This window comes from Hyphomicrobium sp. ghe19 (genome assembly GCF_902712875.1).
Lineage (GTDB): Bacteria > Pseudomonadota > Alphaproteobacteria > Rhizobiales > Hyphomicrobiaceae > Hyphomicrobium_B.
Genome location: NZ_LR743509.1, coordinates 3,483,227 through 3,509,133 on the forward strand (window position 1 = coordinate 3,483,227; position 25,907 = coordinate 3,509,133).

The following is a 25,907-nucleotide window of genomic DNA, read 5'->3' on the forward strand; positions in this document are numbered from 1 at the left end:
TCACCGCCGCCGAGCGCCAGCCATTTTGTTTTCCGGCCAGAGGATCGGCACCAGTAATTTCTTCGCCAAGACGTTGGCTCCGCTGACGGACAAATGGTTATCGTCGAAATAGAGCACGGCGTCCTCGAGGTAAGCGCTGCAGAGCCCGTCGTTACAAAGTGCGGGCGCGACCGGCACATAGGTCGCGTTTACCTCCGAGGCGATGCTCCGCAAGTTCGCGTCGACGCCGGGGAAGCGCTCGTCCGGCGAAAATCTGAAATCTGCCGGATCATTGCCCCGGTTGGTCCATCGGGCGACCGTCGCCGGGGCCGGCATGTGATTGGGAAGATTCGGAATTGGACCCAACACGATCAGCCGATGCCCGGCGGCGCTCAACGCCGTAAGTGAGTTCCGCAGCCCCTCCCAGTATCGCCCGGGGCCCTCATTCGTCCACGCATGGGAATTCGCGGCGATGATGATCGTCGCCGGTGCGATCGCGACGAGTTTCGCGAGCATGTTCTCATTATAGCGCGCGCACGCAACGCGCCTTGGATAGGCGAAATGGGCTGCTGGCGGGCATCCCGAAGCGGTGATCTCGCGAATGCTTTCCCTGCGCGCTTTCGCGAGCAATCCGAGTACCGCGCTGAATTCGGCGCCGTGGCTGTCGGCATAAACGATGATCTTCGGCGGAACGGCCTCTCCCAAAACGCATGAATTTTCGTACTTGCCCTTCGCGGTTCCATCGAAATGGCATTTGGCGCGCCACGGACTGGAGTCGCTTTCCGCTGCGGCTAGATCGAGAACCTGCTGGGAAAAGCGATCCGGGAAGCCTTGCCATGAAATGAGGATGAGCGAGACAGCGACGAGGCTTCCGAGGCCAACGCCACCGCTCCAAAGGATGGCCGGCCGCGTGAAGCCACCCGCACCTCGCCGTCTGAACGGCTGCTCGATGAAGCGCCACGTGAGCGCGGCCAACGCGATCGACGTTCCGGCAACGGCGAGTTTCTGAAGTTCGGTCAGCGCCTCGACGTTCAGCAGGTTCGCGAACACGATCAGCGGCCAATGCCAGAGATAGAGGCTGTAGGAAATCAGCCCGAGCGCGACGAGCGGCCCCGCCGCAAGCAGCCGCGCGGACGTGTTCTCTCCCTGCCCTGCCCAAATGACGGCGGCCGCTCCCAGGCACGGGAGAAGCGCGGCCAATCCCGGAAAAGGTGTTTTCGACGTGTAGCCGAAAACGGCAATCGCGATGGCGAGCAACCCCAGCGCACCGGCCGCGTCGCGCAGCAGCCGGGATGCGGGCTTCGGAACGAACCCGAGCGCGAGGATGCTTCCTGCCAGCAGTTCCCACGCGCGTGTCGGGAGCAGGAAGAACGTGCTTTGAGGATGATCGGCGAGACGAACCATGCTCAAAAACAACGAGCCCGCAAACAACAGCCAGATGATTGTGCGGATGCGGCCTCTCCACCATTTGAAGGCGGCCATCAAAAGCAGCGGGAAGACAATATAGAACTGCTCTTCGACGCCGAGGCTCCATGTGTGGAACAAGGGCTGTGTTTCGGCTGCGGAATCGAAATATCCGGAATGACGAAGGCACCAGAAATTGCTGACTGACAGCGCCGTCGCGATCAGGCTCGACGCGAACTCTTTCAATTCATCGGGCAGGAGAAACGCGAGCGCCAAAACGGTCGTCGCGGCGCAAACGAAAACGAGCGCCGGGACGATCCTGCGAATGCGGCGATCGTAGAAGCTCGCGATGCTGAACGTGCCTGCCTCCAACTCGGAAGCAATAATGGACGTGATCAGAAATCCGGACAGCACGAAGAAAACGTCGACGCCGACGAAGCCGCCCGAGGCGAACGGAACGCCGAGGTGATAGGCGACGACCGCTGTGACTGCGATTCCCCTAAGGCCGTCCAGATCGCGGCGATAGGTGAGAGCCCGGCGAGGGACGACCTCAGACAAGCGCGTTCACGACGCGCGTCGCACGAGACGACATTTGTGGAATTTCCCCTGAATGTGAACCCCGCACGAGACTATGCCCCAACCCCGAGGGTATTCAACCCGAGTGCGGACAACAATTGTTAATTAGGGGGAATATCGTCGGCAATTGGATGGGATTCAGAATTCGACTTCGAGCTCGACGATCTCGTCCGGCTCGATGAGGGCGCCTTGCGTCCACTCCTGCATCAGCGTCCAATGGAAGATGGTTTCGCAATATGCCGAAAGGGCCGGCTCGAGAGGCACAGCGTACGTGCGAAAGCGGGTGCAGACCGGGGCGTACATCGCGTCGGCGACCGTCGGCTTTGGTCCGAAGAGATATGGGCCGCCGTACTTCTCAAGGCACTCCGTCCATATGGTTTTGATGCGCTCGACATCCGGACGCGCGCCCGAAAAAATCTTGAAGGAGGCGTGGCGCGCCTTGAGATTCATCGGCAGGGCGGAACGGAGGTTATAGAAGCCGGAGTGCATTTCGCCCGACACGGCGCGGCAATGGGCGCGGGCTGCCTGATCGGCGGGAAGCAGTCCCGCTTTCGGTGCGATCTCCGCCATGTATTCGGCGATGGCGAGCGTGTCCCATACGGTCACGTTGCCGTGCGTGAGCCGTGGCACGCTGCGAACCGACGGTGAAAGCAGCAACAGCTCCTGCCGGGCTTCGGCATCGTCCGTCGCAACCGACTCCTCATCGAAGTCGAGCCCAGCCATGCGGCATAGCAACCAGCCCCGCAGAGACCAGGACGAATAATTCTTCGACGAGATCGTCAACGTGGCGTTCGACATCGACGAAGGCACTCCCTTTTTCCGTGCTTAGCCTGCGGCCACAATCCTCTCGCAGTGCAGCGGAATATGCACTAAGTTTTTCAGTCGCATCGGTTTTTCAGGCCGGCGCGAGAGGGAAATCGCACGCGATGCTGTACCAAGCCTACCAGTTTCAGGATGACCTTTGGGCGCCTTTCCGGGAGGCCGCCCGGTACTCGATGGCTGCGATGGGGCATCGGTTTTCGCCCAACTTCGATATCTTAAAGGGGCATTTCGCGGCTGGATTCGAGATGGTTTCGCGGTTCCAGCTGACCCATTCGCGCCCGGACTTCGGCATTTCAACAGTTCGCGTCGGCAACCGCGACGTTCCGGTCGTCGAGGATGTGGCGCTGGACCTGCCGTTCGGTAACCTTTTGCATTTCCGGAAAGACGTCGACACCGCGCAGCCCAAAGTCCTCGTCGTCGCACCGCTCTCGGGTCATTTCGCGACGCTGCTCGCCAAGACCTGCGAGACACTGCTCCGCGATCACGACGTTTACATTACCGACTGGGCCAACGCCCGCGACGTCCCTCTCGAAGCCGGCCGGTTCGGCGTCGACGAGTATGTCGATTACATCATCCGCTTCGTTGAAGAGATCGGTCCGGGTGCGCATCTCCTCGCCGTCTGTCAGCCGTGCGTGCAGGCGCTCGTCGCCGTCTCGATCATGTCGGAAGACAAGCATCCGGCGACGCCGCGCTCGATGACGCTGATGGCCGGCCCCATCGACACGCGCGAAAGCCCGACCGCCGTCAACAAGCTGGCGATGGAGAAATCGATCTCCTGGTTCAAGGCGCACGTCACCGCGCGCGTTCCGAGCCGCTACAAGGGCGCGGGGCGGCGGGTCTATCCGGGCTTCGTTCAGCTGTTCAGCTTTCTAGCGATGAACATCGATCGTCACCGCGCGCAGCATCAGAAGCTTTACGATCACCTGGCCAACGGCGAGTTCGCCGAAGCCGAGAAGATCAAGACGTTCTATGACGAATATTTCGCCGTCCTGGATCTCACCGAGGAATTCTACCTCGAGACGATCGACCGGATTTTTCAGCGTGCGGATCTGGCGAAGGGGAATTTCACCTACCACGGCCGGAAAGTCGATCCCGCCAAGATCCACAAGACGGCGTTGCTGACGGTCGAAGGCGGGCGGGACGATATTTGCGCGCTCGGGCAAACGGCTGCGGCGCACGAGCTCTGTCAATCGCTGCGGCCGCATCTGAAGCGGCACCACCTGCAGGCCAACGTCGGGCACTACGGCACGTTCAACGGCCGGCGGTGGGAGACCGAAATCTATCCCGCGGTGCGAAACTTCGTTTTATCCATGGAATAGCGGCTCGGCGCCGACAGGCCGGCGCGGCTAGCGTGGCTCCGCCCTTCTATTTCACCCAGACCTTGTGCTGGCAATCAAGCCACTGAGCGATGACCGAGCGGTCGTGGAATTGTATCGCTCCGCAGTTCTGACAGACGATCATCAGCACATTGACCGGCGCCGTGCTTGAAGACGACTTGCGCTCGCAGGTCAGCATATGGATGTCGACGTCGCAATTTGAGCGGAAGCGCCCACAGACAGGGCACGACGTGATGTGTTTTCCGAAAAGAAAACGGTCAACTTCCGCTTTCGTCAGATCGCGGGTCGGCGTTTCCGTTTCACGAGTGGCGGTTGCAGCGTCTGTCATTGCAGTCACCATGTTGAAAGACCTCGCACACAAGAATCGTATGATGAGTGGCCGCCTCATACAAGAAGAGTTCGAAGCAACGTCGCAATAATTGACGACCGTTTTTCAAGCACGTTTCTTGTGCGGCGCAGTATTCGCGTTGCAATAATGTCGTTCCACGGAATGATTTGCCGACTGACGACATTTCTGGCCGGCTACATCTCCCCGCATCGCGACCGAATGGGCCGGAACGGCACACCTCTCAATACGTTGATCACCCAATCGCGGGGCAGTCGCGATCAGTCATCAACGTAGGAGAGACACGACAATGCTGAAGTATTCGATTGCTGCCCTCGCACTTGTTGCGGGGTCGACGTTCGCCTTGGCAGATCCAAACAACGGCGCAGGTCCGTCATCGCCTGGTGCCGGCGGTGGCGCGGCAATGGAGCGTTCCGGCGGATCGTCGATGCCCGGTGGCGCGATGAAAGAAAGCGGCGGATCGTCGAAGGAACTCGGCGGCCAGATGAAGGAAGACCGTAGCTCGCGAGATCTCGGTCCTGGTTCGGCGAAAAAGAATTCTGCCTCCGATGAGGGCGCTCGCGACCGCGCGAAATCCCATCATCAGCAGGCGTCCGACCGCGACTTGCAAGGCAAGGACCGGCAGGCAAAGGATGAGGATCGCAACGCGAAGAGCAAAGCGAGCGACCGGGCGGACCGGGACGATCGCGGCGACAAGTACAATGATAAATCAAAGAACGACAGGTCTTCCACAGGCAAGAGCGAGGGTACAGAAGGCAAGGGCGGAGCGAAGGGCTCCCTCACCAACGTCAGCCCCGAACAGAAAACGCGCGTCAGGTCTGCTTTCGCGAGCCACCGGGTCGCCCCTGCGCATAACCTCGGCGTCTCCGTCAACGTCGGCGTCGTGATACCGCGCTCGGTGCACGTCTATGCGGTGCCCGCCGACATTGTGACGATCGTCCCGGAATATCGTGAGTATCGGTATTTCATGATCGACGAGGATCACGTCGCGATCGTCGATCCGGATACGCTTGAAGTCGTCGACATCATCGTCGTCGCTTGATTTTTAAGCAGCAGGAAAAATGTTGAAACCGCCGGGGTGACCCCTCGGCGGTTTTTTTTCGTGTTGCAAACCGTTAAGGATCAGCTCTGGAAGATCTTCTAGGCTTAGCGGGGGCATGCTCCAACTGCGGGGCACCTCGGCTCGCTTGATATATTGTCGTCTGCTCAGGGACAATTTATGCCTGCCGCTTCTGCCTGCCCTCGGACTAATAACGACATTTCGAAGTCATAGGACCGAACGATAAGAGATTAGCGTCTTTCGACGTTTGCACGTGCGTACGACACCCCCTGCAACGGAGTATCTCTTCATGGTTTCCCACCGGCTCATCGCCGCCGCGCTCGTTGCGGCCCTCACCATTGTTCCGATAACTCGTGCGCGTGCCGAGGAGGCCGACGCGGAGAGCCTCGTGAACGCGCTCAATGCCGTTTTCGGCAAGCATCCAGGCGTTCGCGCCGCGCACACGCACGGCATCTGCGTCAAAGGCAACTTCGTGCCATCGGCGGAAGCCGCGAGCCTTACGAAAGCGCCGCATTTCAATTCGAAGACGCCGGTCGGCGTGATCGGCCGGTTCTCCATGGGCGGCGGCGACCCCGATGCACCCAACGCCCAGAAAGACAACGTGCGCGGGATCGCGATGCACTTCGATCTCGGCAAGGGCAACAACACGGATCTGCTGTTGATTTCGGCGCCCGTATTCGTCGCAAAAGATCCCGATCAATTCTTGAAGCTGCTGACGACCGTCGCCACGAAAGACAAGGAAAAGATCGGCGCCTATTTCAAAGATAACCCGAACTCGACGCGGCAGGCGGATTGGCTCAATGCGCGGCCGGTGCCGGCCAGCTACGGAACCGTCAACTATTGGGGCGTTCATGCGTTTACGTTCACGAACGCTGAGGGAAAGAAACAGGTCTTCAAGTACAAGGCGCTGCCGGTCGGCGGCGAGGTCGGCATCTCGGATGACGAGGCAAAGAAGAAAGACCCCGACTTCTACCGGCCTGAACTCAAGGACCGTCTCGCCAAGGGGCCGGTGCAGTACACGTTGACGGCGATCCTCGGCGAGGAGGGCGATCCGCTTGACGATCCGACGGCGTTCTGGCCGGAAGACAAGCGCAAGTCGGTCAATCTCGGCACGATCTCGATCACCGATTTCGAAGATGCGAAGACGTGCGATGAGGCCATCTTCGATCCAACCAACGTCGTCGATGGCGTCGAAGGACCGGCGAACGATACGATCTTCCCGATGCGCTCGCAGGCTTACGCCGTATCGTTCTCGCGCCGGGAAGCGCCACAACAGTAACAGACAACAGACGACAGCCCTGTCATCTCTCCGGTGGACACCGGGATGACAGGGTTTTTTTTGTATTCATTCGAAATGTCAGGGCTTCTGAACACTCGCCAGGTAAGTTCCCAGCTGCTCGAGCGTGCCGCCCCAGCCCTGCGTCATGCTTGGATACCCCTTCTCGAAGGTCGCGATCTCCTCGTCGCTGGCGTTGTATGCCGACGACGTCACGTTGAGCTTCGTGCGACCGTCATCGATCTCTTCGAACGCGAAGACCGTCAGCATTTCCATCGGCCACCCGGGGGCCATCGGGTGACGCGTGAGGCCGCCCTCCGCATCCGAAAACGAACTGATGAAGACGACGCGGTCGGGAGCGGAGATTTCGCGATAGACGAAGCGGCCCCACATCGTCGAGCCGTCGGGCGCCTGCATGCCGTAGTGAAACGTGCCGCCCGGGCGCAGATCCATCTCGGCGGCGATGACCTTGAAGCCTTTCGGCCCCCACCAGTGCTTCATGTGCTCGGGATCGGTGAAGACCTTGAAGACCAGTTCGCGCGGGGCATCGAAAGTGCGCGAAATGACGAACGGCTCAACCTTGGCATTTTCCGCAGCTTTGTTCATGGCGTCTTCTCCCGCGATTGAAGCAGATACGCATCAAGGCGGCTGAGTGTCTGGTGGCCACCCTCGACGGCGCCGAACTTCGCCATCCAATCCCGCCGTTCGCGCGTCGCCGCGAGAAGGCGCAGAGTGACGCGCGTCTTGCGGTTCTCCGTTTCGAATGTGACCCAGACCTTGAACATCTCGAAGTCGGGGCGGTCTTCGCCGGCGTCGTGATCGTAGGCGAGAAGTTCCGGAGACTTCACTTCGGTGTAGCGAACACGGTTCGGGTAGTCCGTGCCGTCAGGCCCGTGCATCGTGAACAGCCATTGGCCGCCGGGGCGAACGTCCATCTCATACGTCGTGGTGGTGAAGCCGTTCGGTCCCCACCAGTTGCTGATGTGATGAGGATCCTTGAACGCCTCGAACACGAGTTCGCGCGGGGCATCGAAGACGCGCGTGGTGACAATTTCTCTGTCGGCTTCGCTCGCGTCATTTTGGTTTCTTGCGGCCACCTTTTTTCTCCTTCGCCTGCAACACACGTAGATACTCGTCCAGCCGATCGAAGCTCTGCTCCCAGAACCGGCGGTAGTGCTCGACCCAGTCGTCGACTTCCTTCAACGGCCCCGGCTCCAGCCGGCAGGGCCGCCATTGCGCCTCGCGCCCGCGCGCGATGAGCCCCGCCCGCTCCAGAACCTTGAGATGCTTCGAAACGGCCGGAAGGCTCATCTCGAAGGGTTCGGCGAGATCGGTGACAGACGTCTCGCCGAGCGCCAGCCGCGCCAGGATCGCCCGACGCGTGGGATCGGCGAGCGCTGCGAACGTTTCACTCAGTCTGTCGGCAGTCATGTATTTAGCCATCCAGTTAAGTAACCATTTGGTTAAATACAGGCGATGGAACAGCGCGTCAAGCAGCTCGATGAAGTCGGAGTTTCGGAATTTGAAAAGCACCGTCATCCCCGCGCAGGGCGGGGATCCGTCCAGACCTCCGATTGTGATGGATCTGCAGCTTGCATGGATCCCGGCCTTCGCCGGGATGACGACGCGGAAACGTTTGATGTCATCCTCGGTCGAGTTCGCGGGATCGCGGTCCGAGGACGACGGCAGGTTTGGCGGCTGAAAATTGGCTAAAAAATATAAAAGCCCCGCCCGGAGACTGATAGATCCGCTCCGGTGGCAGGGCTTGAGTAAAGAGACTCTGCGCGCGAGCTAGTGGCGCGTCTCGCGTCTCAGCCGCTCTATCTCGTCCTTGAGCTTCAGTTTTTCTTGTTTCAGTCTACGGATTTCGATGTCGTCAGATCCGGGGCTCGCAGCCGTTTGGTGGATTTTTTGTTCGAGAGCCCGATGCTTCTCCGCGAGTTCAGCCAGATGAGCCGTAATCGTCATCAGTTGCCTCCTAAAGAGATTGTAGACGTTGAAATCGTGCCACACGTTTTCGGCCTTGTCCAACGTGTCTCGCGGCGACGCTGCGATGTTTGAAATTTGTTGCGGAGCCAAAAACTGGCATTAGAGAATCGTGAAATTATTTCATAGGATTAGAAAGATCGCTCCGGATCGCGCTTTTGCCCTGTTGCCATATCGAGGGCAATCACCCAAAAGGCTGCGATTGGACTGGGCAGTGGGCAGGGAATCGTTATGGAGCGGCGCGACGAACGCGAGCTCAGGGAAGAGCTGGTAACTTTGCGGGGCGAGCATCGGAAGCTCGACTGCGAAATCGCCGCTCTTGAAGGTGACGCTTCGGCTGACCAACTTCTGATCAAGCGGCTGAAAAAGAAGAAGCTTGTTCTGAAGGACCGGATCACGCAGATCGAGGATAAGCTGCTTCCCGATATCATCGCGTGAACGTCATTCTGCATGTAGCCGCTTCGCGGTTACTTGCGTTTAATGGTTCATGATCTCGCTCGCACCTCCCGTCGACAGCTGGCTGTACCCTGTCGGGTCCGGCATCTATTGCGAGCCCGGCGATTTTTATATCGATCCGGGCCGAGCCGTTGATCGCGCTGTTATTACGCATGGGCACAGCGACCATGCGCGCGCGGGCCACCGAGCGGTGCTCGCAACGACCGAAACCATCGAAATCATGAAGGTGCGCTACGGCGAGGATTGTGCCGGCACGTTCCAGGCGCTCGCCATCGGCGAAACGATCGACATAAACGGCGTTAAGGTGCGGCTGGTGCCGGCCGGGCATATCCTGGGGTCCGCGCAAGTCGTCATCGAATGGGCCGGGCGGCGCGCCGTCATTTCCGGCGACTACAAACGTGCAAGCGATCCGACCTGCGCGTCCTTCGAACTCGTTACGTGCGATGTGTTCGTGACGGAGGCGACATTTGCGCTACCGGTTTTCCGCCACGAGAAGGCCCGGCACGAAGCCGAGAAGTTGCTCTCCTCTCTCCGCGCAGAGCCGGACCGGACACACCTCATCGGCGCCTACAATCTCGGCAAGTGCCAGCGCATGATCCGCGTCGTTCGCGATGCGGGCTATGATAAGCCGATCTACCTGCACGGCGCGGTGGTCGCGCTGACGGAGCTTTATCAGAGGCTCGGCGTCGATCTCGGCGAGCTTCTGCCGGTTGCGGGCACCGATCCGAAGTCGATGCGCGGCGGCATCGTCATGTGTCCACCGTCTGCACTCGGCGACCGCTGGTCACGCCGGTTCGGCGATCCGGTCAACGCTTTTGCGAGCGGCTGGATGCGCGTGCGCGGCCGCGCCCGTCAGCTTGGTGTTGAGTTGCCGCTCGTCGTCTCCGATCACGTCGACTGGCCGGAGCTCATCCAGACGGTCATCGAAACGGAAGCCGAAGAGATCTGGGTGACGCACGGCCGCGAGGACGCGCTCGTCCATTATCTCGGCACGCTTGGCCGGAAAGCCCGCGCGCTCGCGCTCGTCGGATATGGCGAGGAGGCCGAATAGCGATGCGCGCGTTCGCCCGTCTCCTCGACTGCCTCGTCTACACGCAGAGCCGTAATCGGAAAGTGGCGCTGCTTGGTCATTACTTCCGCACGGCGCCCGATCCCGACCGCGGCTGGGCGCTTGCGGCATTGACGGACGGCGTGCCGATCCGCTTGCCGCTCAGGCGGATGCTGAGCGATCTCGTGACCCGTTTCATCGATCCGACGCTTTACCGCCTGTCGCGCGATTACGTCGGCGACACGGCGGAAACGGTAGCTCTGCTCTGGCCGGACGATCGATCCGTTCTTCCCCCGCCCTGCCCCCTCCCCGCCTAGCGGACGTGGTGATGACGAGAATGAAAAGCCGAAGCAGCTCACTCTCGAATTTACCCCCACCTAACCCCTCCCCGCAAGGGGAGGGAACAGGACACTTCTCCCCTCCCTTGCGGGGAGGGGTCGGGGTGGGGTGATCTGGGGCACAATTCTGGAGAGCCGCCTGAACTCTTGCTCGGCGCGGTGATCGAAGCGATGGCGGATGGCACGACGGCAGAGCGCACCGAGCGTCTCGGCCGTCTCCTCGATCAGCTCGATGCAACCGGGCGATGGGCGCTTCTGAAACTCATCGGCGGAGCGCCGCGTGTCGGCGTGTCGGCGCGTCTTGCGCGTACGGCACTTGCCGAAAGTTACGGCCGCGACGTTTCCGAGATCGAAGAGGTGTGGCATGCGCTCGAGCCGCCGTATCTCGAACTCTTCCAGTGGCTCGACGGCAAGGCGGAGCGTCCCGATCCCGGCGCGAAGCCGGTTTTTCGTCCCGTCATGCTTGCGCATCCGATCGAGGAGGAAGACTGGCCCCGCCTCTCTCCGGAAGACTTCTCCGCCGAATGGAAATGGGACGGCATCCGCGTCCAGGTCGCGGCTCGCGGCGGCGACGTGCGGATGTTCTCACGGCAGGGCGACGACATTTCCGGCGCCTTCCCGGAAATCCGATCGGCGTTCCACGGGCACGACTGCGTCGTGGATGGCGAGTTGCTGATCATGCGCGATGATAAAATCGCGCCGTTCAACGACTTGCAGCAGCGTCTCAATCGCAAGTCGGTCACGGCGAAGATGATGTCGTCGTATCCTCCGCACGTGCGTCTCTACGATCTTCTGTTCGATGGGGAGGAAGATCTTCGCGGGCTCTCGTTCAGCGAGCGGCGCCTTCGCCTCGAAGCCTGGCATGCAAAGCATCATCCGCGGCTGACGGATGTGTCGCCGCTCGTGCCATTCAAATCGTTCGACGAACTCGGCGTGCTGTGGTCATCGGCGCGGGCGGAAGGCATCGAAGGGCTCATGCTGAAGCGGCGCGCGAGCCCCTATCAGGCCGGCCGCGTCAAAGGCGAATGGTTCAAGTGGAAACGCGCAGCGCTAACACTCGACTGCGTGCTGATGTACGCGCAGCGCGGCTCCGGCAAGCGCTCGTCCTACTATTCCGATTACACGTTCGGGGTCTGGCGCACGGACGAGAACGGCGAACGGCAGCTCGTGCCTGTCGGCAAAGCGTATTCCGGATTTACGGACGAAGAGCTGTTGGAGATCGACAAGTGGATCAGGGGGCATACGACCGAGACGTTCGGCCCGGTTCGCGCCGTCGAGCCGGAACTCGTTTTCGAGGTCGCGTTCGACGCTGTACAAGAGTCGACGCGGCATAAATCGGGCGTCGCGATGCGGTTTCCGCGCATTCACCGCATCCGCTGGGATAAGCCCGCGGCGGAAGCCGATACTCTCGACACGGTGCTGCGGATCGTTGGAAGCGGTGCCGCCGCCGGGGCAGCGGCACCATCCGATCTTGTTTGATCAGGCCCGCTTAAGCAGCGGCAGCCTTCGGAGCGTTCGCCGTTTCGGCGATGTAGCTCATCGCAGCGGCAACGCCGCCCTTCTTGTGCGGAACGCCTGCAAGCTCGAAGCCCATCTCGACCCCGGTCAATGCGCCGAGGACAGTCAGCTCGTTGGTGTCGCCCAGATGGGCGATGCGGAAGGCTTTACCCGCGATCTTGTTCAGGCCGGTTCCGAGCGACATGTTAAAGTTGTCGAGCACGAGCTTGCGATAGGCGTCGGCGTTGTGGCCTTCCGGCACGATGACCGTCGTCACCGCGGGCGAATAGTACTTCGGATCGCGGCACTGGATTTCCAAGCCCCAGGCCTGAACCGCACGCCGTGTCGCTTCCGATAGACGGGCATGACGCGCAAAGATGTTTTCGAGCCCTTCCTCGTTGATCATGTCGATCGCCTCGGCGAGGCCGTAAAGCAGGCCCGTCGCCGGGGTGTAGGGGAAGTAGCCCGTCGCGTTCAGCGCCAGCATTTCGTCCCATGCGAAATACGACTTCTTGAGCTGAGCCGTCTTCGACGCTTCGAGTGCCTTGGCGCTGATTGCCGTGAACGACAATCCCGGCGGCAACATCATGCCTTTCTGCGAGCCGGCAACGGTGACGTCGATGCCCCACTCGTCGTGGCGGAGATCGGCGGCGCCGAGCGACGAGATCGCGTCAACCATGAGCAGTGCCGGATGCTTGGCGGCATCCAGCGCTTTGCGAACTTCATCGAGCCGCGAGAGACAGCCCGTCGACGTCTCGTTGTGGACAACGCAAACGGCCTTGATCTTGTGGGCGGTGTCGGCCTTGAGCCGCTTCTCGATGAGATTGGCGTCGGCGGCGATGCGCCAGTCGGTCGGGATGACTTCGGTTTCGAGACCGAGGCGGCGCGCCATGGCTTCCCACAGCACTGCGAACTGGCCCGTTTCGCACATCAGCACCTTGTCGCCAGGCGACAGTGTGTTGGTGAGGCTCGCTTCCCAGGCACCCGATCCCGACGCCGGATAGATGATGACGTGGCTCTGGGTCTTGAACAGGCCCTTGATGCCGCTCAGGACGCGTCTGCCGAGCTGCCCGAACTCAAGGCCGCGATGATCGAGAATCTGACGCGACATTGCCGCCAAAATGCGCTCCGGCACGGGCGTCGGCCCCGGGATCTGCAAAAAGTGGCGGCCAGGCCGGCGATTTTCTCTCGTCATTATAATAGTCCTCAAGGATCTTTTTATTCAGCTCCGAGGGTGTCCTAGTACTGAACCGCTCCAGATACAATTGTTTGGGGCGCCGATTTGGGCCGATCCGCGGCGCTTTTTGTCTCGGCAGGGCTGCCCGCGGGAAAAAAAGCTTCTTTCCCGTCAAAGCCGCGATATTGACACACGCGCTGCCTTGCCACGCCGCGATGGCCGCACAACCGACCGAGACGAAGAGGCCACCCTGTGAGCACGTCGAATAAGAGCACGAGGCTCGAGCACCTTACGGCTTCCGCAGCGCGCGCGTTGCTGATCGCGGGCGATATCACGTCGGCGGATCTTGTCAGCGCCTACATCGGACGCATCGCAGAACACGACAACGATGTCGGCGCGTGGGCGCACATTGACGCCCGCAAGGCGCTCGACGCTGCTGAAGCGAGCGACGCGGCGCGGGCGCGCGGAGAGGCGATGCCGCCGCTCGCGGGAATTCCGGTCGGCGTAAAGGACGTCATCGACACAAAGGACTATCCGACGGAGCTCGGCTCGGAGGTCTTCACCGGGCGGCAGCCGTCAAATGACGCATTCGTCGTTTCGCAGCTCAAGGCCGCAGGCGCCATCGTGCTCGGCAAAACGGTGACGACGGAGCTTGCATTCTTCGGTCCTGGAAAAACGCATAATCCGCACGATCCGGAGCGGACGCCGGGCGGCTCGTCGTCGGGATCGGCGGCGGCCGTCGCCGACAATCAGGCGCCCCTTGCGCTCGGAACGCAGACGGCCGGTTCCGTCATTCGGCCCGCATCCTATTGCGGCGTTATCGGCTTCAAACCGACGTTCGGATATACGTCCCGCACCGGCGTTCTGGCGCAATCCCCGCCGCTCGATACAATCGGCGGCTACGCGCGATCGGTCGAAGACATCGCGCTGCTTTTCGATTGCATGAGCGACTTCGATGCTGCCGACGGCGATATGACGGCCGGCGCGAAGCCTTCGCTTTTAGCCGCGCTCAAATCATCCGAATTGCAGGCTCCCCGTCTGGCGTTCGTCAAATCTCCCGCATGGCCGCAAGGCGACGAGGCGATGCGCGCGGCGTTGGAGCAATTCGCTGTGCGCTTTGGAATTGTCGAGATGCCATTACCGGCGGCGTTCGACGAGATCCTGCGTCGCCAGCAGATCGTGCAGTTTTCCGACATCGCGCGGAATTACGGCCCGATCGCCGACGCCAATCCGGATCGCGTGTCGGCGAAGCTCAAGGAGATCATTGCGGAGGGTCGGACGTTTTCACAGGCGGACTATGACGCCGCGCGAAAGAAGCAGAATGTTCTCTACGCGGCGCTGCGGCCGATCCTTGATACCTACGACGCCATCCTCACGCCTGCGGCGGCGGGCGTCGCGCCGGTCGGGCTCGGCGGCACTGGCAGTCCGATGTTCAACGGTCTTTGGACTTACCTCGAAATGCCCTGCATCTCGCTGCCGCTGCTCGACGTCGATGGGCTTCCCCTCGGCGTGCAGCTTGTCGGCGCGCGCGGCGATGATGCACGGCTGTTGCGCGCGGCTGCGTGGCTGATGCAGCAGGGGAAGTAGGGACGATCCGCATCCACTCCACTGTCATCCTCGGCTTTAGGCCGAGGATCCATCGTGCCTCAAGGACAATTCGTGCTGCCTGATGGATCCTCGGGACAAGCCCGAGGATGACAGCAGGTGGACAAGCGGCATCCCATCAAGCAGGCCGACCGGCGGCGGACAAAAAAAATGGCCGGGGCGAGCCCGGCCATTTTGAAAGTCGCGATGACCGATCTTAGGCCAGCTTGAACGGCATGTCCTTGCCGGCGAAGAAGGCATCGATGTTGTCGAGCGCTTCGAAGCCCATCTGGTTGCGCGCCTCGATGGCGGCGGAACCCAGATGCGGGAAGAGGAACGTGTTCGGCAGGTCGTAATAGCCTTCGTTGATCTTCGGCTCACCGGCGAAGACATCGAGGCCGGCGTAGCCCAAGCGTCCCGACTTCAGCGCCGCGATCATGTCCTCGTCCTTGACGAGGTCGCCGCGCGCCGTGTTCACGACGATGGCACCTTGGGGAAGCTTCTCGATCACGTCCTTGTTGAAGAAGTAACGCGTCTCCGGCGTCGAAGGCGCGTTGATCGAGAAGAACTGCGAGACCTTCAAGAGGCTGTCGAGGCTGTCGTGATAGGTGGCGTTGTACTTCGCCTCGACCTCGGGCTTCGCACGATAGATGTCGTAGTAATGGATTTCCATGTCGAAGCCGCGTGCGCGCTGCGCCAGGGCCTGACCGATCTTGCCGAAGCCGTAGATGCCGAGCTTCTTGTTGTCGAGGCGCTGACCGACAAGTTGCAATGGCTGCCAGCCGGGCCACGAGCGCGTACGGATCATCTTCTCGCCCTCGCCCGCGCGCCGTGCAGCGCCGAGAAGCAGCAGCATGGCGATTTCAGCGGTCGCGACGGTGACGCCGTGCGGCGCGTTGCCGACCTTGATGCCGCGCTTCTTGCAGGCTTCGAGATCGATGTGATCGAAACCGATCGAGAACGTCGAGATGCACTTGATGTTCTCGGGGATCTTTTCGATCACCGGCGCCGGGCACTTCTCGTTGAGGGTCAACAGAATGGCGTCCACCGACTTCGCCGTCTCGAGCATCTCGTCGACGGTGATCTTCGGGTTGTCCCCGTGTGCGATAACATCATAGGTGGCCCGGGCGCGGGCCATGGCGGCCTCAGGGAGAGGCCAAGTAATCAGGATCTTCTTTTTCGACATGAGGTGAGGGTTCTCCGGGAGATCGGACGTTGATCGCAGGCACCGCTTGTGCCTCACCAAGCGGGGTCTGACAAGCCCGCTACGCCGCTGCGCTGCACCGCAACCGGCCGAAGCGAAACGCTTTTTTCACCAAGACGGGCTCAAAATGCCGGCCGGATTATTATGGGCCGGCCAATCGATTGGCGCGCCTTCGGGCCTTAGGCAAACGTCATGCGTACAATCTTGCTTGGTTTGGTGGTGCTTGCGGGCGCGAAGGTCTGGTTTCAGGACCGCGCCTATCGGGCCGCTATGAGCGAAGCGGTTGTCGAAGCCTATCGCGAGCGCGCCATTGAGGTCTGCCGCCGAAATGCTCCGAAGCGTGCTGCGGGGGCGCGTGACGAGACGCCGACCCAATGGGCCGCCCCTTCGCAAATCGAGGCCGTGATCGGCAATCCCGATATCGCTGTCGCGATTTGGGATACGCAGAACCCGCTGTGGAACCAGCGCTACCGCGATCCGCATCTCATTCTGACGTCGTCAACCGGCGGCCGCAGCGCGCGGTGCGCCTACGACGTCCACGAAGGCGGCGCGAAACTTTCGCTGCGCTAGCCGGCTCTCGCTGCGCTAGCGCGTTTTCGGTGCAGATGCCCCGGCCGGCGGTAAAAACTTAACCAATAAAGCCCTGTTCATAATTGATCCTGACAATAGGGAGTGATTCGGCATTGCCGGGCACGCGGGCGAACGCATACGGCGCCCGGACTTCACGGGCACTACGGGACGATGAGCCAGGAAACGGCATCACCAGCACGGCGCGGCATGGGGCTCGGCTTCCCAGGCGCCCGATCGGCCATCGTCAAGCGCGCCAAGGCCGTCGCGGTTTTGCCGGTCATTACCGCGCTCCTCGCCATGGCCATCGTCGCCGTCATTCCCGACCGGTACTCAGCTTCGGCTCTCATCCAGACGGACCCGCAGCAGAGGCCTGCGACCAAAGCCGCTAATATACCGGCTCCCGCCGATACGCTCGCGTCCGATGCCGAGCGCCGCGAGATCGAAAAGCAAATGGACTTCATGCGGTCGGCGCAGATCATCGACCGCGTTATCGCCGAGCTTCAGCTTTCGAACGATCCTGAACTCAACAAGCGTTCGCTATGGTCGTACCTCACCGGATTGCTGACGCGTCCGGCGCCGGGCGAAGCTCTGCGCGAGGCCATAATCGACAGGCTGAGCATCAGCCGCGTCCGCAGCACGTTCCTCGTCACCGTGCAGGTCACCACGAGGAACGCGGAAAAGTCCGCTCGCATCGCGAATGCGATCGCAACCCAATACCTTGCGCAACAGCGATCACCCGTCGCCGCGGATCGCGCACCTCCCGCCAAGTCCGGCGAACTCACCGCTTCCGAGCGCATGTTTGCATCCCTTATCGGCAAGTATGGACTGAGCAGTCCGCTCGCCGGGCCGCGCATCGTGGGGGCTGCCGGTGCACCGAACCGGGCGGCCGGACCGAGGCGCGCGCGCATCGTTGCGATTACCGCCGGATCGACACTGTTGATGGCGCTTCTGCTCGCGCTCTGGCTCGAGCGGGAAGCGTTGCGGCGAACGCTGAAAGTCGAACAAACCCTCGCCTGCCCGCACATGATCTCCATTCCGGCGGTGACTGCGCATTCCGATCCGAAAGCGAACGCGCGCGGCGCGCGGATGATCGTCGCCGAGCCTCAATGCGTCTACGCGGAAGCTGTGCGAAAGGTCTGCCGTGAGCTTGGACAGCGCAAAAGCGATGACGCCTCGCGCGTGATCCTGGTTGCGTCCGCCTTACCCGACGAAGGCTCGGAGAGTTTCGCGTCGAACATCGCGCATTACTTCGCGGTCTCCACGCAAGAGACCCTCCTCGTCGACTGCGATTTTCGAGGTAAGGGCCTGACGCGCGAACTGACGCCGCGGAATTCCAGCGGGCTTCTCGATCAGATCGCGGCGCGCGCGCCGATCGAGGACGTGATCTTGCGCGATAATCTGACGGGGCTGCATTTCCTGCCGGCGTCGGGGCCCACACCGATCCCCCTCGCGGTGGCGACAGCCATCCGGTCACTGGAATTTTCGAGGTCAATCGCCGGTCTCAAGTCACGGTTTCCCATCATTGTGCTGTCCGCGCCGCCTTTGCTGCCGATCTCGGACGCTCGCGTGCTCGCGGAACTCGCCGACGAAATCGTATTTCTCACCGCCTGGCACCGGACGCCCCGATCGCTCGCTAAAAAGGCGCTGACGTTGCTCGAGGCCAACCAGAAGAAAGTCGTCGGCGCTGTGCTGACCGACGTCGCCGAGGACCAATCCGTCGGCGTCATGAGCTTCGCCGCGATTTTTGATGAGATCCGGCGAGCCGCCCGCATGCCGTCGTTGCCCCGCGCCGCCTGATTATCGGGACGACGCTCGCCCCGCACGAAACAACCTCCCGCTGTGCTTCTTTTTTCTTGCGTATCGATAGTCGGCTGTCGCCCGGCATATTGGCAAATGTTTCATCAGACGAACCGCGTTCGAGGCCTGCACGGGAATTCTTGCCCATACACTTAGGGAATAATTCTCGATGCAGCGCGGCCGCAAAAAACCATTTTTGCCGCTCGCCATCGCGCGACCTAAAAATGGTTCTAAATCAGGTCGTCATGGGCGTCTGCCGACAGCGAATACTTACGAATTTCACACTGGTAACCGAACAGCAAAATCGCTACACGCCTTTCCGGAAATCCGACATTCTTTCGCTAAGAGAAGGTCATCGCGTGATCAGAGCTTTCAAGCGTTACTGCCTTGCATATGCGCTCGTTCTGCCGATCGGTGCTGTGGCGACACACGCCGTTGCCGATCCGACTGCCACACCCCCTTCGAAAGAGCTGGCTTCGACAGCGCCGGCGACCCACGTAGAGTTGAACAAGCTCGAGAGTTCCGACAAGGGTTGCCGCGCCTATATGGTCGTCAACAACCCGGGCGAGACGACGTACCAGTCGTTCAAGATCGACCTCGTGCTGTTTCAAACCGATGGCGTCATCGGCAGGCGTTTTTCGATCGATCTGGCGCCGCTCCGGCCCAAAAAGAAATCCGTGAAGCTCTTCGAGATCGATGGAATCCAGTGCGATAAGATCGGCTCGCTGCTCATCAACGACGTCATGGACTGCAAGGCTGAGTCCGGGCCCGTTTCGGGATGTCTCGAAAGCCTGAAGACCTCGACTCTCACGAACGTCCAACTTTCCAAGTAACGCGGTGACCGCCTGATGACTGAAGAAATTATCGGAAGAGACTTGTCGATCCTCGGCCTCTTCCAACATGCCGATATCGTCGTGAAGTCCATTATCGTCGGTCTGTTGCTGGCCTCCGTGGTTTGCTGGGCGATGGCGTTCGAAAAGCTCATTCGCGTGTGGCTGGTCAATCGCGAGATCCGCGTTCTCGAAGCCAACGGCAAATCTGGCACCATTCCTTCGGGCCGTGCCAACAGCCTGGTCGGTTCCGTGGGTGAAGCCGCCCGCACGGAGTGGGCCGAGGGCGCGGACGCTGCTTCGGCCGGCGAAGTGCGCGACCGCCTCGAAATCGCCATGCGCGCCGCCGTCAAGCGGAAGCTCAAGAGCATCGAGCAGGGCTTGCCGTTTCTCGCGACGCTCGGATCTGCCGCGCCGTTCATCGGATTGTTCGGCACCGTCTGGGGCATCATGAATTCGTTCACGGCGATCGCTCAGCAGAAAGATACGAGCTTGGCCGTCGTCGCGCCCGGCATCGCGGAAGCGTTGTTCGCAACGGCCGTCGGCCTCGCCGCCGCCATCCCGGCCGTCATTTTCTACAACCAGATCACGGTCGCGCTCGGAAGAGCGTCGGAACGGGTTGCGCCTGCCATCGTCGGTTTGGCGCGGACGCTTTCCCGCCGTGGCGTTGAGGGTGTGAACTGATGGGAATGTCTGTTGGCAGCGCGTCGGGCGAAGACGGCGACAGCTACAAGCCTTTGGCCGAGATCAACGTCACGCCGTTCGTCGACGTGATGCTCGTGCTGTTGATCATCTTCATGGTCGCTGCGCCCCTGATGGTTCAGGGTGTGCCGCTCGATCTGCCGAAGACATCAGCGTCGAAACTCGGCGCGCAGAAAAAGCCGATGGTCGTTTCGCTGGCGCCCGATGGCAAGCTCTACATCCGCGACGAGGAAGTGACGCGCGACACGCTCGTGTCACGTCTCATGCAGATCAAGTCGAGCGAAGGCGACGGCGTCGTTTACGTGCGCGCGGATCGAAAAATTGCCTATGGCGACGTGATGGAACTTCTGGGGCGCGTCGGTGAGTCGGGTTACGCGCGCGTTTCCCTTCTCTCTCAGCCTTCGCCCTCCGGAGAAACTGTTAAGAACTAATGCCCAGAGCCGCCGGAATGAACGTGTTGCGAGCGACCGCCATTCTTCTGTCCCTGTTGATCCACGGGTCGATCGGCTATGGGATGCTGCCTGATTTGCAAAATTCCAATATCGAGGCTCTCGACCTCGGGAAGGGCACGGACATCGTCCTCGTCCAGCAAGGCATCGCGACGGAGGGCATATCAAAGCTCGGCGACGCGATGGAGACCATCGAGACGACCGAGATCGTTCCTGTCCAGGAGCAGCAGTCGAAGCCTCCCGAAGAAGTCAAACCGGACGAGCTTCGCGACGTCATCACGTCCGACGCCAGCGATGTCGAAGCGGACGCCGTTAAGACCGACGAACCGCCGCCGCTCGAAACTCCGCCGCCGGAGCCGCAGGTCGTCGAGACGAAGCAGCAGCCAGAGCAGGTCGCGATCGTGACCGAGCAGAGTTCGGGCGAAGCGAAGTCGGGCGGCAATGCCAGGGAGTTCGGTCTCTACCTCGGCAAGATCAACGACCATGTGCAGCGTGCAAAGGTGAATCCCCGTACGACGGTTGCAGGTACGGTCGTGATGAAATTCACGATCGGCGTCGACGGGACGCTGCTCTCCAAGGAAATTGCGACAAGCTCGGGCTCGAAGCTTCTCGACGACGCTGCCACGGCGGCTATCGACCGCGCGGCACCGTTCCCGCCGATCCCGCCGGAAGTGAGTGTAAAGCCGCTGGCGTTCACCCAGCCGTTCAAATTCATCATGCGATAATAGTTTCTGTTGCTCTTGCAACAGCTCGCGCTTTCCGCGCGACAAGTCTTACTGCGCTTCGGGCGCCCGTGCGGACAACCTCCAGCAGAGCGGATTCTTAATTTTCGTAAGTCACTCCAGTTGCAGCTGCAGCCCGCGAGCGACGGGGCTTTGGATTAACCTTGAGTTAGCTACTCGCCCCTAGATTGAAACGGCTTTCAGCACTGCGTTAGGCTGCATTATGATGTTTGGCTCAGTTGGAACCGCCAAATCCAACTCCCTGATGAACGAGTATGCGTCGCTATTGAGCGACGCCGTTCTGCGTCATCGCGCGCGCGTGGCCGAGCAATCCGCGCGCATCGAAGCGGAGCTTGCCGGCAAAGTAAAATCCGAATTCATCGCCAACATGAGCCATGAGCTCAGGACACCGTTGAACACGGTCATCGGCTTTTCGAAGCTCCTGACGCAGCATCAGCAGCGCCGCTTGCCGGACAAAGAGATCGTCGAATACGCGACGCTCATTCATGATGCCGCGGGCCACCTGCTCTCGGTCATCAACGATATTCTCGACATCTCCAAAATTCAGAGCGGAAAATATTCGCTCGACGCGCGCGAGGTGAATGTCGGCGAAATTCTCGCCGGTTGCATCACATCGTTCCGAATGATGGCAAGCGAAGCGCAAGTGGATTTGCGCTTCGGCATTGCGCCTGATCTACGCCCGATCCGCGGCGACGCCGAGAAGTTGCGCCAGATCTTCACGAACATCATTGCCAACGCTCTCAAGTTCACGCCGGCAGACGGCACGGTGGACGTGAGCACGCGACGGACCAACAGCGGCGGCGTCATCATCGCCATCCGAGACAGCGGCGTCGGCATGACGGAAGAAGAAATCGCTATCGCCATGACGCCGTTCGGGCAGGTGGACGGCGGCCGTTCGCGCTGGCGGGAGGGCGCCGGTCTCGGCTTGCCGATCGCCAAAGCGCTCGTCGAGCTGCACGGTGGTTCACTCGAACTCCGTTCGAAGAAAGGCACCGGCACGGAGGTCGTCATCAACCTTCCGGCGCGGGACAGTGTGAGCGCGGTCGACTCTACGCAAATGATTGCCAACGGCGCTTAATAGGCCCGAGATCCGGATCAGTATGCCTGGCTCAAGTACCTCAACTCAGATGAATGGCGGTCTCGATACCTCGATCGGGCGCATCGTTTCGGTCACGGGGTCGAAGGCGATCGTCTTGCTCGACGGCGCCGGCGACCTGCGCTCCCGCTCGCCGGATGGCCGGCCCGAAATGGGAACCCTGCTCGCGATCGAAACCAGCCGGACGACCGTGCTCGCCATTGTTTCGGCGCTGAGCGTTCCCGTCCCATCGCAACGCGAGGGCGACAGCGAGGTCTGGATCGCAGAACTTGGTCTCGTCGGCGAATTGACGACGGTCAGTGAAAGCAAGACGCCGAAATTCAACCGTGGCGTCACCGGCTATCCGGCGCTCGGCGACCGGGTTCGCCTGGCTTTGCGGACAGAGCTCGAGGCGACGTTCTGCGGCGATAGCGGAGCGATGGTGCGTGTCGGCTCGATCCGCCAGGACAGCACGATCCCCGCAATGGTCCGCGTCGACGAGCTGCTCGGCAAGCATTTCGCGATACTCGGCACCACGGGAACCGGCAAATCGTGCACGACGGCGCTGATCCTCAGATCGATCGTCGAAAAGAACCCGAACGCGCACATCGTGCTGCTCGATCCGCACAACGAATATGCGACGGCATTCAGCGAATGGGCCGAAGTGATCTCGCCGCGGAACATGCAGCTGCCCTATTGGCTGCTGACGTTCGAGGAACTGCAGGAAGTTCTCGTCGGCGACAGCGACCGCAAAGCCGAGATCGAGATCCTTCAGGAAGTCATCCCGATTGCCAAGGCGCGTTACAATAGCAGCCGCGCGAACGAACCTGCGAAGCTCCGTCGCGGCTACTCGGACGCCAGCCGCTACACGGTCGACACGCCCGTTCCCTATCGTATCTCCGATCTGCTGCTGCTGATCGACGAACGGCTCGGCAAACTCGAGAACAGAAAAGACCTCGCGCCCTACCGGCTTCTGAAGCACCGGATCGAGACGATCTCGCAAGACGGCCGCTACGCCTTCATGTTCGGATCGCTCACCGTTTATGACGGCATGACCCAGGTGCTCGGCCGAATTTTCCGGGTTCCCGTCAACCGCAAGCCGATCACGATCCTCGAGCTTACCGGCATCCCGTCGGAAGTCGTCAATGTCGTCGTTTCGGTTCTGTGCCGCATGACGTTCGACTTCGCGCTATGGAGCGAAGGCCAGGTGCCGGTGACGCTCGTCTGCGAAGAAGCGCATCGCTACGTGCCCGCAAACTCGACGCTCGGCTTCGAGCCTTGCAAGCGCGCGATTGCGAAGATCGCCAAGGAAGGCCGGAAATACGGCGCCTCGCTTTGCATCGTCACGCAGCGCCCGGCGGAAATCGATCCGACCATTCTTTCCCAGTGCAACACGGTCTTTGCTCTGCGCATGTCGAACGACCGCGACCAGGAGATCGTCGCCTCGGCGGTGGCCGACACCGGTGCAGGACTTTTGGAATTTCTCCCCTCGCTCGGGCAGCGCGAAGCGATCGCGTTCGGCGACGGCATGGCCTTGCCGGTGCGGATCAAGTTCGACGAATTGCCGAAGCGCTGCCTGCCGAAGTCATCGACTGCGAACTTCTCGGAGCGGTGGCAGAAGTCTCTTGGCGACGATGGCTTCCTCGATCAAATCGTCGAGCGCTGGCGCGCCTCGGGCATACCGGCGAGCAATGATGGATCGCAGCATCTCGCAATGATGGCGGATGCTCTCGGCTTTCACGGCAACGCGCATCCGGGCGCGGTGCCGGAGGTTCATGACGCCGGTCACGATGCAAGCGTCTCCGGGCATAAAATGCCGATGGCGCCGACGCCTTACGGCACCACGTCCGCCGTTCCACGGCCGAGCGTGCCGCTGCCCCGCCGCGATATGCCGCCGGCCCTGCCTTCGGGTGCCTCCTCGGTCTCGGCCCCTGCCACGGCATCGCATCAGGGGGCCAAATCATCTACGTCGGCTGAATCGCTGCGGTCGCTGCGCGAACGCCTGACGCGTCCGCTAGGCTGATTGGTTCGAGCTTTGCGCGGGCCGCTTCTGCATAGCTGTCGTATTTGGGCCGTACACATTGCGTCCCATTGGCATTCGTCGTCGCGCGGATTTCCTATTAATTTGCGCGAATGTCCCTGAAGGCCGTTTGTGCGCTACATAGACGTTGACCTTTGATAATGGGGGTACCATTTCTCGATGAGCAATATTTACCCAGTGATTTTGTCGGGCGGCTCGGGGACGCGGTTGTGGCCGCTGTCGCGGGCGATGTATCCGAAGCAGTTCATTCGCTTCTTCAACGGTCAAAGCTCGTCGTTTCTCGGCGCGGCGCTCGGGCGGCTGCCGGGACCTGAGGGTTTCGAGCGGCCGATCCTCCTTTGCAACAACGACCACCGGTTTCTGGTGCGCGAGGAAGTCGAGCGCGCCGGTCTCGAGCCGCGCGCCATAGTGCTCGAGCCCATCGCGCGCAACACGGCACCGGCCATCGCGGTCGCGGCGCTGATTGCGCTTGCCGACAATCCGGACGCCGTTCTCGCGGTCATGCCGTCCGATCACGTCATCGAAGACGGCGCGGCGTTCGCGCAGAACATCCGGCGCGCGGCTGAGGTCGCGGCGACGGGCAAGCTCGTCCTCTTCGGCATCAAGCCGACGGAGCCGCATACCGGCTACGGCTACATCAAGCGGGGCGCGGCGCTCGCAGGCTTTGACGGTCACGCATTCACTGTCGAGAGCTTTGCGGAAAAGCCCGACCGCGCCACGGCGGAGCGCTATCTCGCCGATGGCGGCTATTTCTGGAACAGCGGAATTTTTGCTCTCAACGCCAAGACGTATCTGGCTGAAATCGAGCGGCTGGAGCCGAAAATTCTCGAGGCGGCAAGGGCTGCGCTCGCGGGCGCGACGGACGACCTCGGCTTCCTGCGCCTCGACCGCGCCGGCTTCGCGGCGTCGCCCAACATCTCGATCGATTATGCGGTGATGGAGAAGACGCGGGCAGCGGCAATCCTGCCGATGGACGTCGGCTGGAACGACGTCGGCTCGTGGTCGTCGCTGTGGGACATCGCGCCCCGGGACGACAAGGGCAACTTCATCAAAGGCGAAGCGGTGCTCGAAGACACTTCGAACTGCTACGTCCATTCCGAGCGCTCGATCGTGTCGACCATCGGTGTCAGCGATCTCGTCATCGTGAACACGCCGGACGCGCTGCTCGTCGCCGACAAGAGCCGCACGCAGGATGTTTCCAAGATCGTGCAGCGGCTGAAGCAATCGAACCGCAAGGAGCAGGAGCAGCACCTCCGAAACTACCGGCCATGGGGGTACTTCGAGACGCTCAACATCGGGCCGCGGTTTCAGGTGAAGCTCTTGCACGTGAAGCCCGGCGGCATGCTTTCAATGCAAATGCATCATCACCGGTCGGAGCATTGGATCGTCGTGCAGGGGACGGCGCAGGTGTCGATCGGCGACCGGGAGCAGCTCGTGCGCGAGAACGAGAGCGTCTACATTTTCGCGACGCAATGGCACCGGCTGCAAAATCCCGGCAAGGTGCCGGTCGAAATCATCGAAGTGCAGATCGGCTCGTACCTCGGCGAGGACGACATCATGCGCACCGACGACATCTATCACCGCCAGCCCGAAGAGACGAAATAGTATCC

Annotated in this window: 24 protein-coding genes and 1 pseudogene; 16 read left to right on the plus strand and 9 right to left on the minus strand. The window is 61.3% G+C overall.

The features are described from left to right. Complete coding sequence (locus tag AACL53_RS16470; protein WP_339085623.1) at positions 1-1,941, minus strand: acyltransferase family protein; 1,941 nt, start codon at positions 1,939-1,941, stop codon at positions 1-3. Between the two features lie 156 nt (positions 1,942-2,097). Next, positions 2,098-2,757: a glutathione S-transferase family protein gene (locus AACL53_RS16475; protein ID WP_339085624.1), complete on the minus strand. Its 660-nt coding sequence runs from the start codon at positions 2,755-2,757 to the stop codon at positions 2,098-2,100. A 128-nt stretch (positions 2,758-2,885) separates the two neighbouring features. Here AACL53_RS16475 and phaZ point away from each other — a divergent pair, with 128 nt between their 5' ends. After that, positions 2,886-4,100, plus strand: a complete 1,215-nt coding sequence (gene phaZ / locus AACL53_RS16480) for a polyhydroxyalkanoate depolymerase (RefSeq protein ID WP_339085625.1) — start codon at positions 2,886-2,888, stop codon at positions 4,098-4,100. A gap of 46 nt (positions 4,101-4,146) precedes the next feature. Here the strand turns inward: phaZ and AACL53_RS16485 are convergent, their stop codons facing one another. Further along, complete coding sequence (locus AACL53_RS16485) at positions 4,147-4,446, minus strand: hypothetical protein (protein WP_339085626.1); 300 nt, start codon at positions 4,444-4,446, stop codon at positions 4,147-4,149. Positions 4,447-4,753: 307 nt separating this feature from the next. Here AACL53_RS16485 and AACL53_RS16490 point away from each other — a divergent pair, with 307 nt between their 5' ends. After that, positions 4,754-5,506 carry a DUF1236 domain-containing protein gene (locus AACL53_RS16490; RefSeq protein WP_339085627.1) on the plus strand — a complete coding sequence of 251 codons (753 nt, stop codon included), beginning with the start codon at positions 4,754-4,756 and terminating at the stop codon, positions 5,504-5,506. Between the two features lie 307 nt (positions 5,507-5,813). Continuing rightward, positions 5,814-6,803 carry a catalase family peroxidase gene (locus AACL53_RS16495; RefSeq protein ID WP_339085628.1) on the plus strand — a complete coding sequence of 330 codons (990 nt, stop codon included), beginning with the start codon at positions 5,814-5,816 and terminating at the stop codon, positions 6,801-6,803. Positions 6,804-6,881: 78 nt separating this feature from the next. Here AACL53_RS16495 and AACL53_RS16500 read toward each other — a convergent pair whose 3' ends face one another. The 4 genes from AACL53_RS16500 to AACL53_RS16515 form a co-directional block, all read right to left on the minus strand. Next, complete coding sequence (locus tag AACL53_RS16500; RefSeq protein ID WP_339085629.1) at positions 6,882-7,406, minus strand: SRPBCC domain-containing protein; 525 nt, start codon at positions 7,404-7,406, stop codon at positions 6,882-6,884. Continuing rightward, positions 7,403-7,897, minus strand: a complete 495-nt coding sequence (locus AACL53_RS16505; RefSeq protein ID WP_339085630.1) for an SRPBCC family protein — start codon at positions 7,895-7,897, stop codon at positions 7,403-7,405. The genes AACL53_RS16500 and AACL53_RS16505 overlap by 4 nt, the downstream gene beginning before the upstream one ends. Next, positions 7,875-8,231, minus strand: a complete 357-nt coding sequence (locus AACL53_RS16510) for a metalloregulator ArsR/SmtB family transcription factor (protein ID WP_339086968.1) — start codon at positions 8,229-8,231, stop codon at positions 7,875-7,877. The genes AACL53_RS16505 and AACL53_RS16510 overlap by 23 nt, the downstream gene beginning before the upstream one ends. Before the next feature lie 360 nt (positions 8,232-8,591). Continuing rightward, positions 8,592-8,768: a DUF465 domain-containing protein gene (locus AACL53_RS16515; protein WP_339085631.1), complete on the minus strand. Its 177-nt coding sequence runs from the start codon at positions 8,766-8,768 to the stop codon at positions 8,592-8,594. A gap of 249 nt (positions 8,769-9,017) precedes the next feature. On the opposite strand from AACL53_RS16515, the gene AACL53_RS16520 reads away from it, so the two are divergent. From AACL53_RS16520 to AACL53_RS16530, 3 genes and pseudogenes are all read left to right on the plus strand, one after another. Beyond that, positions 9,018-9,224, plus strand: coding sequence for a DUF465 domain-containing protein (locus AACL53_RS16520; protein ID WP_092868080.1), 207 nt, complete (start codon positions 9,018-9,020; stop codon positions 9,222-9,224). A gap of 49 nt (positions 9,225-9,273) precedes the next feature. After that, entirely contained in the window at positions 9,274-10,293 is a 1,020-nt protein-coding gene (locus AACL53_RS16525; protein WP_339085632.1) for a ligase-associated DNA damage response exonuclease, read from the plus strand. 2 nt (positions 10,294-10,295) lie between these two features. Beyond that, positions 10,296-12,107, plus strand: a pseudogene (locus AACL53_RS16530) (cisplatin damage response ATP-dependent DNA ligase). 10 nt (positions 12,108-12,117) lie between these two features. On the opposite strand, the gene AACL53_RS16535 reads toward AACL53_RS16530, so the two are convergent. Then, positions 12,118-13,320 carry an alanine--glyoxylate aminotransferase family protein gene (locus AACL53_RS16535; RefSeq protein WP_339085634.1) on the minus strand — a complete coding sequence of 401 codons (1,203 nt, stop codon included), beginning with the start codon at positions 13,318-13,320 and terminating at the stop codon, positions 12,118-12,120. A 234-nt stretch (positions 13,321-13,554) separates the two neighbouring features. Here AACL53_RS16535 and AACL53_RS16540 point away from each other — a divergent pair, with 234 nt between their 5' ends. Next, positions 13,555-14,889 carry an amidase gene (locus tag AACL53_RS16540; protein ID WP_339085635.1) on the plus strand — a complete coding sequence of 445 codons (1,335 nt, stop codon included), beginning with the start codon at positions 13,555-13,557 and terminating at the stop codon, positions 14,887-14,889. A 214-nt stretch (positions 14,890-15,103) separates the two neighbouring features. Here AACL53_RS16540 and AACL53_RS16545 read toward each other — a convergent pair whose 3' ends face one another. Continuing rightward, positions 15,104-16,072, minus strand: a complete 969-nt coding sequence (locus AACL53_RS16545) for a D-glycerate dehydrogenase (RefSeq protein WP_339085636.1) — start codon at positions 16,070-16,072, stop codon at positions 15,104-15,106. Between the two features lie 210 nt (positions 16,073-16,282). On the opposite strand from AACL53_RS16545, the gene AACL53_RS16550 reads away from it, so the two are divergent. The 9 genes from AACL53_RS16550 to AACL53_RS16590 all read left to right on the plus strand — a co-directional run bounded on the left by AACL53_RS16550 (position 16,283) and on the right by AACL53_RS16590 (position 25,902). Further along, positions 16,283-16,660, plus strand: a complete 378-nt coding sequence (locus AACL53_RS16550) for a hypothetical protein (protein WP_339085637.1) — start codon at positions 16,283-16,285, stop codon at positions 16,658-16,660. A 171-nt stretch (positions 16,661-16,831) separates the two neighbouring features. Next, on the plus strand, positions 16,832-18,457 hold the full coding sequence (locus AACL53_RS16555; protein ID WP_339085638.1) for a tyrosine-protein kinase domain-containing protein: 1,626 nt from the start codon (positions 16,832-16,834) through the stop codon (positions 18,455-18,457). A gap of 224 nt (positions 18,458-18,681) precedes the next feature. Beyond that, positions 18,682-19,290: a hypothetical protein gene (locus AACL53_RS16560; protein WP_339085640.1), complete on the plus strand. Its 609-nt coding sequence runs from the start codon at positions 18,682-18,684 to the stop codon at positions 19,288-19,290. Between the two features lie 15 nt (positions 19,291-19,305). Beyond that, complete coding sequence (locus AACL53_RS16565; RefSeq protein ID WP_339085641.1) at positions 19,306-19,971, plus strand: MotA/TolQ/ExbB proton channel family protein; 666 nt, start codon at positions 19,306-19,308, stop codon at positions 19,969-19,971. Beyond that, the gene (locus tag AACL53_RS16570; protein WP_339085643.1) at positions 19,971-20,420 is read left to right on the plus strand and encodes a biopolymer transporter ExbD; all 450 of its coding nucleotides are present in this window, start codon (positions 19,971-19,973) and stop codon (positions 20,418-20,420) included. The genes AACL53_RS16565 and AACL53_RS16570 overlap by 1 nt, the downstream gene beginning before the upstream one ends. A 17-nt stretch (positions 20,421-20,437) precedes the next feature. Then, entirely contained in the window at positions 20,438-21,163 is a 726-nt protein-coding gene (locus AACL53_RS16575; RefSeq protein WP_339085644.1) for an energy transducer TonB, read from the plus strand. A 262-nt stretch (positions 21,164-21,425) separates the two neighbouring features. Next, complete coding sequence (locus tag AACL53_RS16580) at positions 21,426-22,259, plus strand: HAMP domain-containing sensor histidine kinase (protein WP_339085645.1); 834 nt, start codon at positions 21,426-21,428, stop codon at positions 22,257-22,259. A 22-nt stretch (positions 22,260-22,281) separates the two neighbouring features. Then, positions 22,282-24,279 carry an ATP-binding protein gene (locus tag AACL53_RS16585; RefSeq protein ID WP_339085647.1) on the plus strand — a complete coding sequence of 666 codons (1,998 nt, stop codon included), beginning with the start codon at positions 22,282-22,284 and terminating at the stop codon, positions 24,277-24,279. Between the two features lie 177 nt (positions 24,280-24,456). Beyond that, complete coding sequence (locus AACL53_RS16590) at positions 24,457-25,902, plus strand: mannose-1-phosphate guanylyltransferase/mannose-6-phosphate isomerase (RefSeq protein WP_339085649.1); 1,446 nt, start codon at positions 24,457-24,459, stop codon at positions 25,900-25,902. Positions 25,903-25,907: the final 5 nt, after the last annotated feature.

Coding starts and splice junctions, on each gene's coding strand:
- AACL53_RS16570 (WP_339085643.1), top strand. CDS start 19,971: ATGGGAATGTCTGTTGGCAGCGCGTCGGGCGAAGACGGCGACAGCTAC.
- AACL53_RS16585 (WP_339085647.1), top strand. CDS start 22,282: ATGCCTGGCTCAAGTACCTCAACTCAGATGAATGGCGGTCTCGATACC.
- AACL53_RS16590 (WP_339085649.1), top strand. CDS start 24,457: ATGAGCAATATTTACCCAGTGATTTTGTCGGGCGGCTCGGGGACGCGG.
- AACL53_RS16550 (WP_339085637.1), top strand. CDS start 16,283: ATGCGTACAATCTTGCTTGGTTTGGTGGTGCTTGCGGGCGCGAAGGTC.
- AACL53_RS16545 (WP_339085636.1), bottom strand. CDS start 16,072: ATGTCGAAAAAGAAGATCCTGATTACTTGGCCTCTCCCTGAGGCCGCC.
- AACL53_RS16580 (WP_339085645.1), top strand. CDS start 21,426: ATGAACGAGTATGCGTCGCTATTGAGCGACGCCGTTCTGCGTCATCGC.
- AACL53_RS16510 (WP_339086968.1), bottom strand. CDS start 8,231: ATGACTGCCGACAGACTGAGTGAAACGTTCGCAGCGCTCGCCGATCCC.
- AACL53_RS16565 (WP_339085641.1), top strand. CDS start 19,306: ATGACTGAAGAAATTATCGGAAGAGACTTGTCGATCCTCGGCCTCTTC.
- AACL53_RS16560 (WP_339085640.1), top strand. CDS start 18,682: ATGGTTCTAAATCAGGTCGTCATGGGCGTCTGCCGACAGCGAATACTT.
- phaZ (WP_339085625.1), top strand. CDS start 2,886: ATGCTGTACCAAGCCTACCAGTTTCAGGATGACCTTTGGGCGCCTTTC.
- AACL53_RS16485 (WP_339085626.1), bottom strand. CDS start 4,446: ATGACAGACGCTGCAACCGCCACTCGTGAAACGGAAACGCCGACCCGC.
- AACL53_RS16520 (WP_092868080.1), top strand. CDS start 9,018: ATGGAGCGGCGCGACGAACGCGAGCTCAGGGAAGAGCTGGTAACTTTG.
- AACL53_RS16515 (WP_339085631.1), bottom strand. CDS start 8,768: ATGACGATTACGGCTCATCTGGCTGAACTCGCGGAGAAGCATCGGGCT.
- AACL53_RS16525 (WP_339085632.1), top strand. CDS start 9,274: ATGATCTCGCTCGCACCTCCCGTCGACAGCTGGCTGTACCCTGTCGGG.
- AACL53_RS16555 (WP_339085638.1), top strand. CDS start 16,832: ATGAGCCAGGAAACGGCATCACCAGCACGGCGCGGCATGGGGCTCGGC.
- AACL53_RS16475 (WP_339085624.1), bottom strand. CDS start 2,757: ATGTCGAACGCCACGTTGACGATCTCGTCGAAGAATTATTCGTCCTGG.
- AACL53_RS16500 (WP_339085629.1), bottom strand. CDS start 7,406: ATGAACAAAGCTGCGGAAAATGCCAAGGTTGAGCCGTTCGTCATTTCG.
- AACL53_RS16575 (WP_339085644.1), top strand. CDS start 20,438: ATGAACGTGTTGCGAGCGACCGCCATTCTTCTGTCCCTGTTGATCCAC.
- AACL53_RS16490 (WP_339085627.1), top strand. CDS start 4,754: ATGCTGAAGTATTCGATTGCTGCCCTCGCACTTGTTGCGGGGTCGACG.
- AACL53_RS16495 (WP_339085628.1), top strand. CDS start 5,814: ATGGTTTCCCACCGGCTCATCGCCGCCGCGCTCGTTGCGGCCCTCACC.
- AACL53_RS16535 (WP_339085634.1), bottom strand. CDS start 13,320: ATGACGAGAGAAAATCGCCGGCCTGGCCGCCACTTTTTGCAGATCCCG.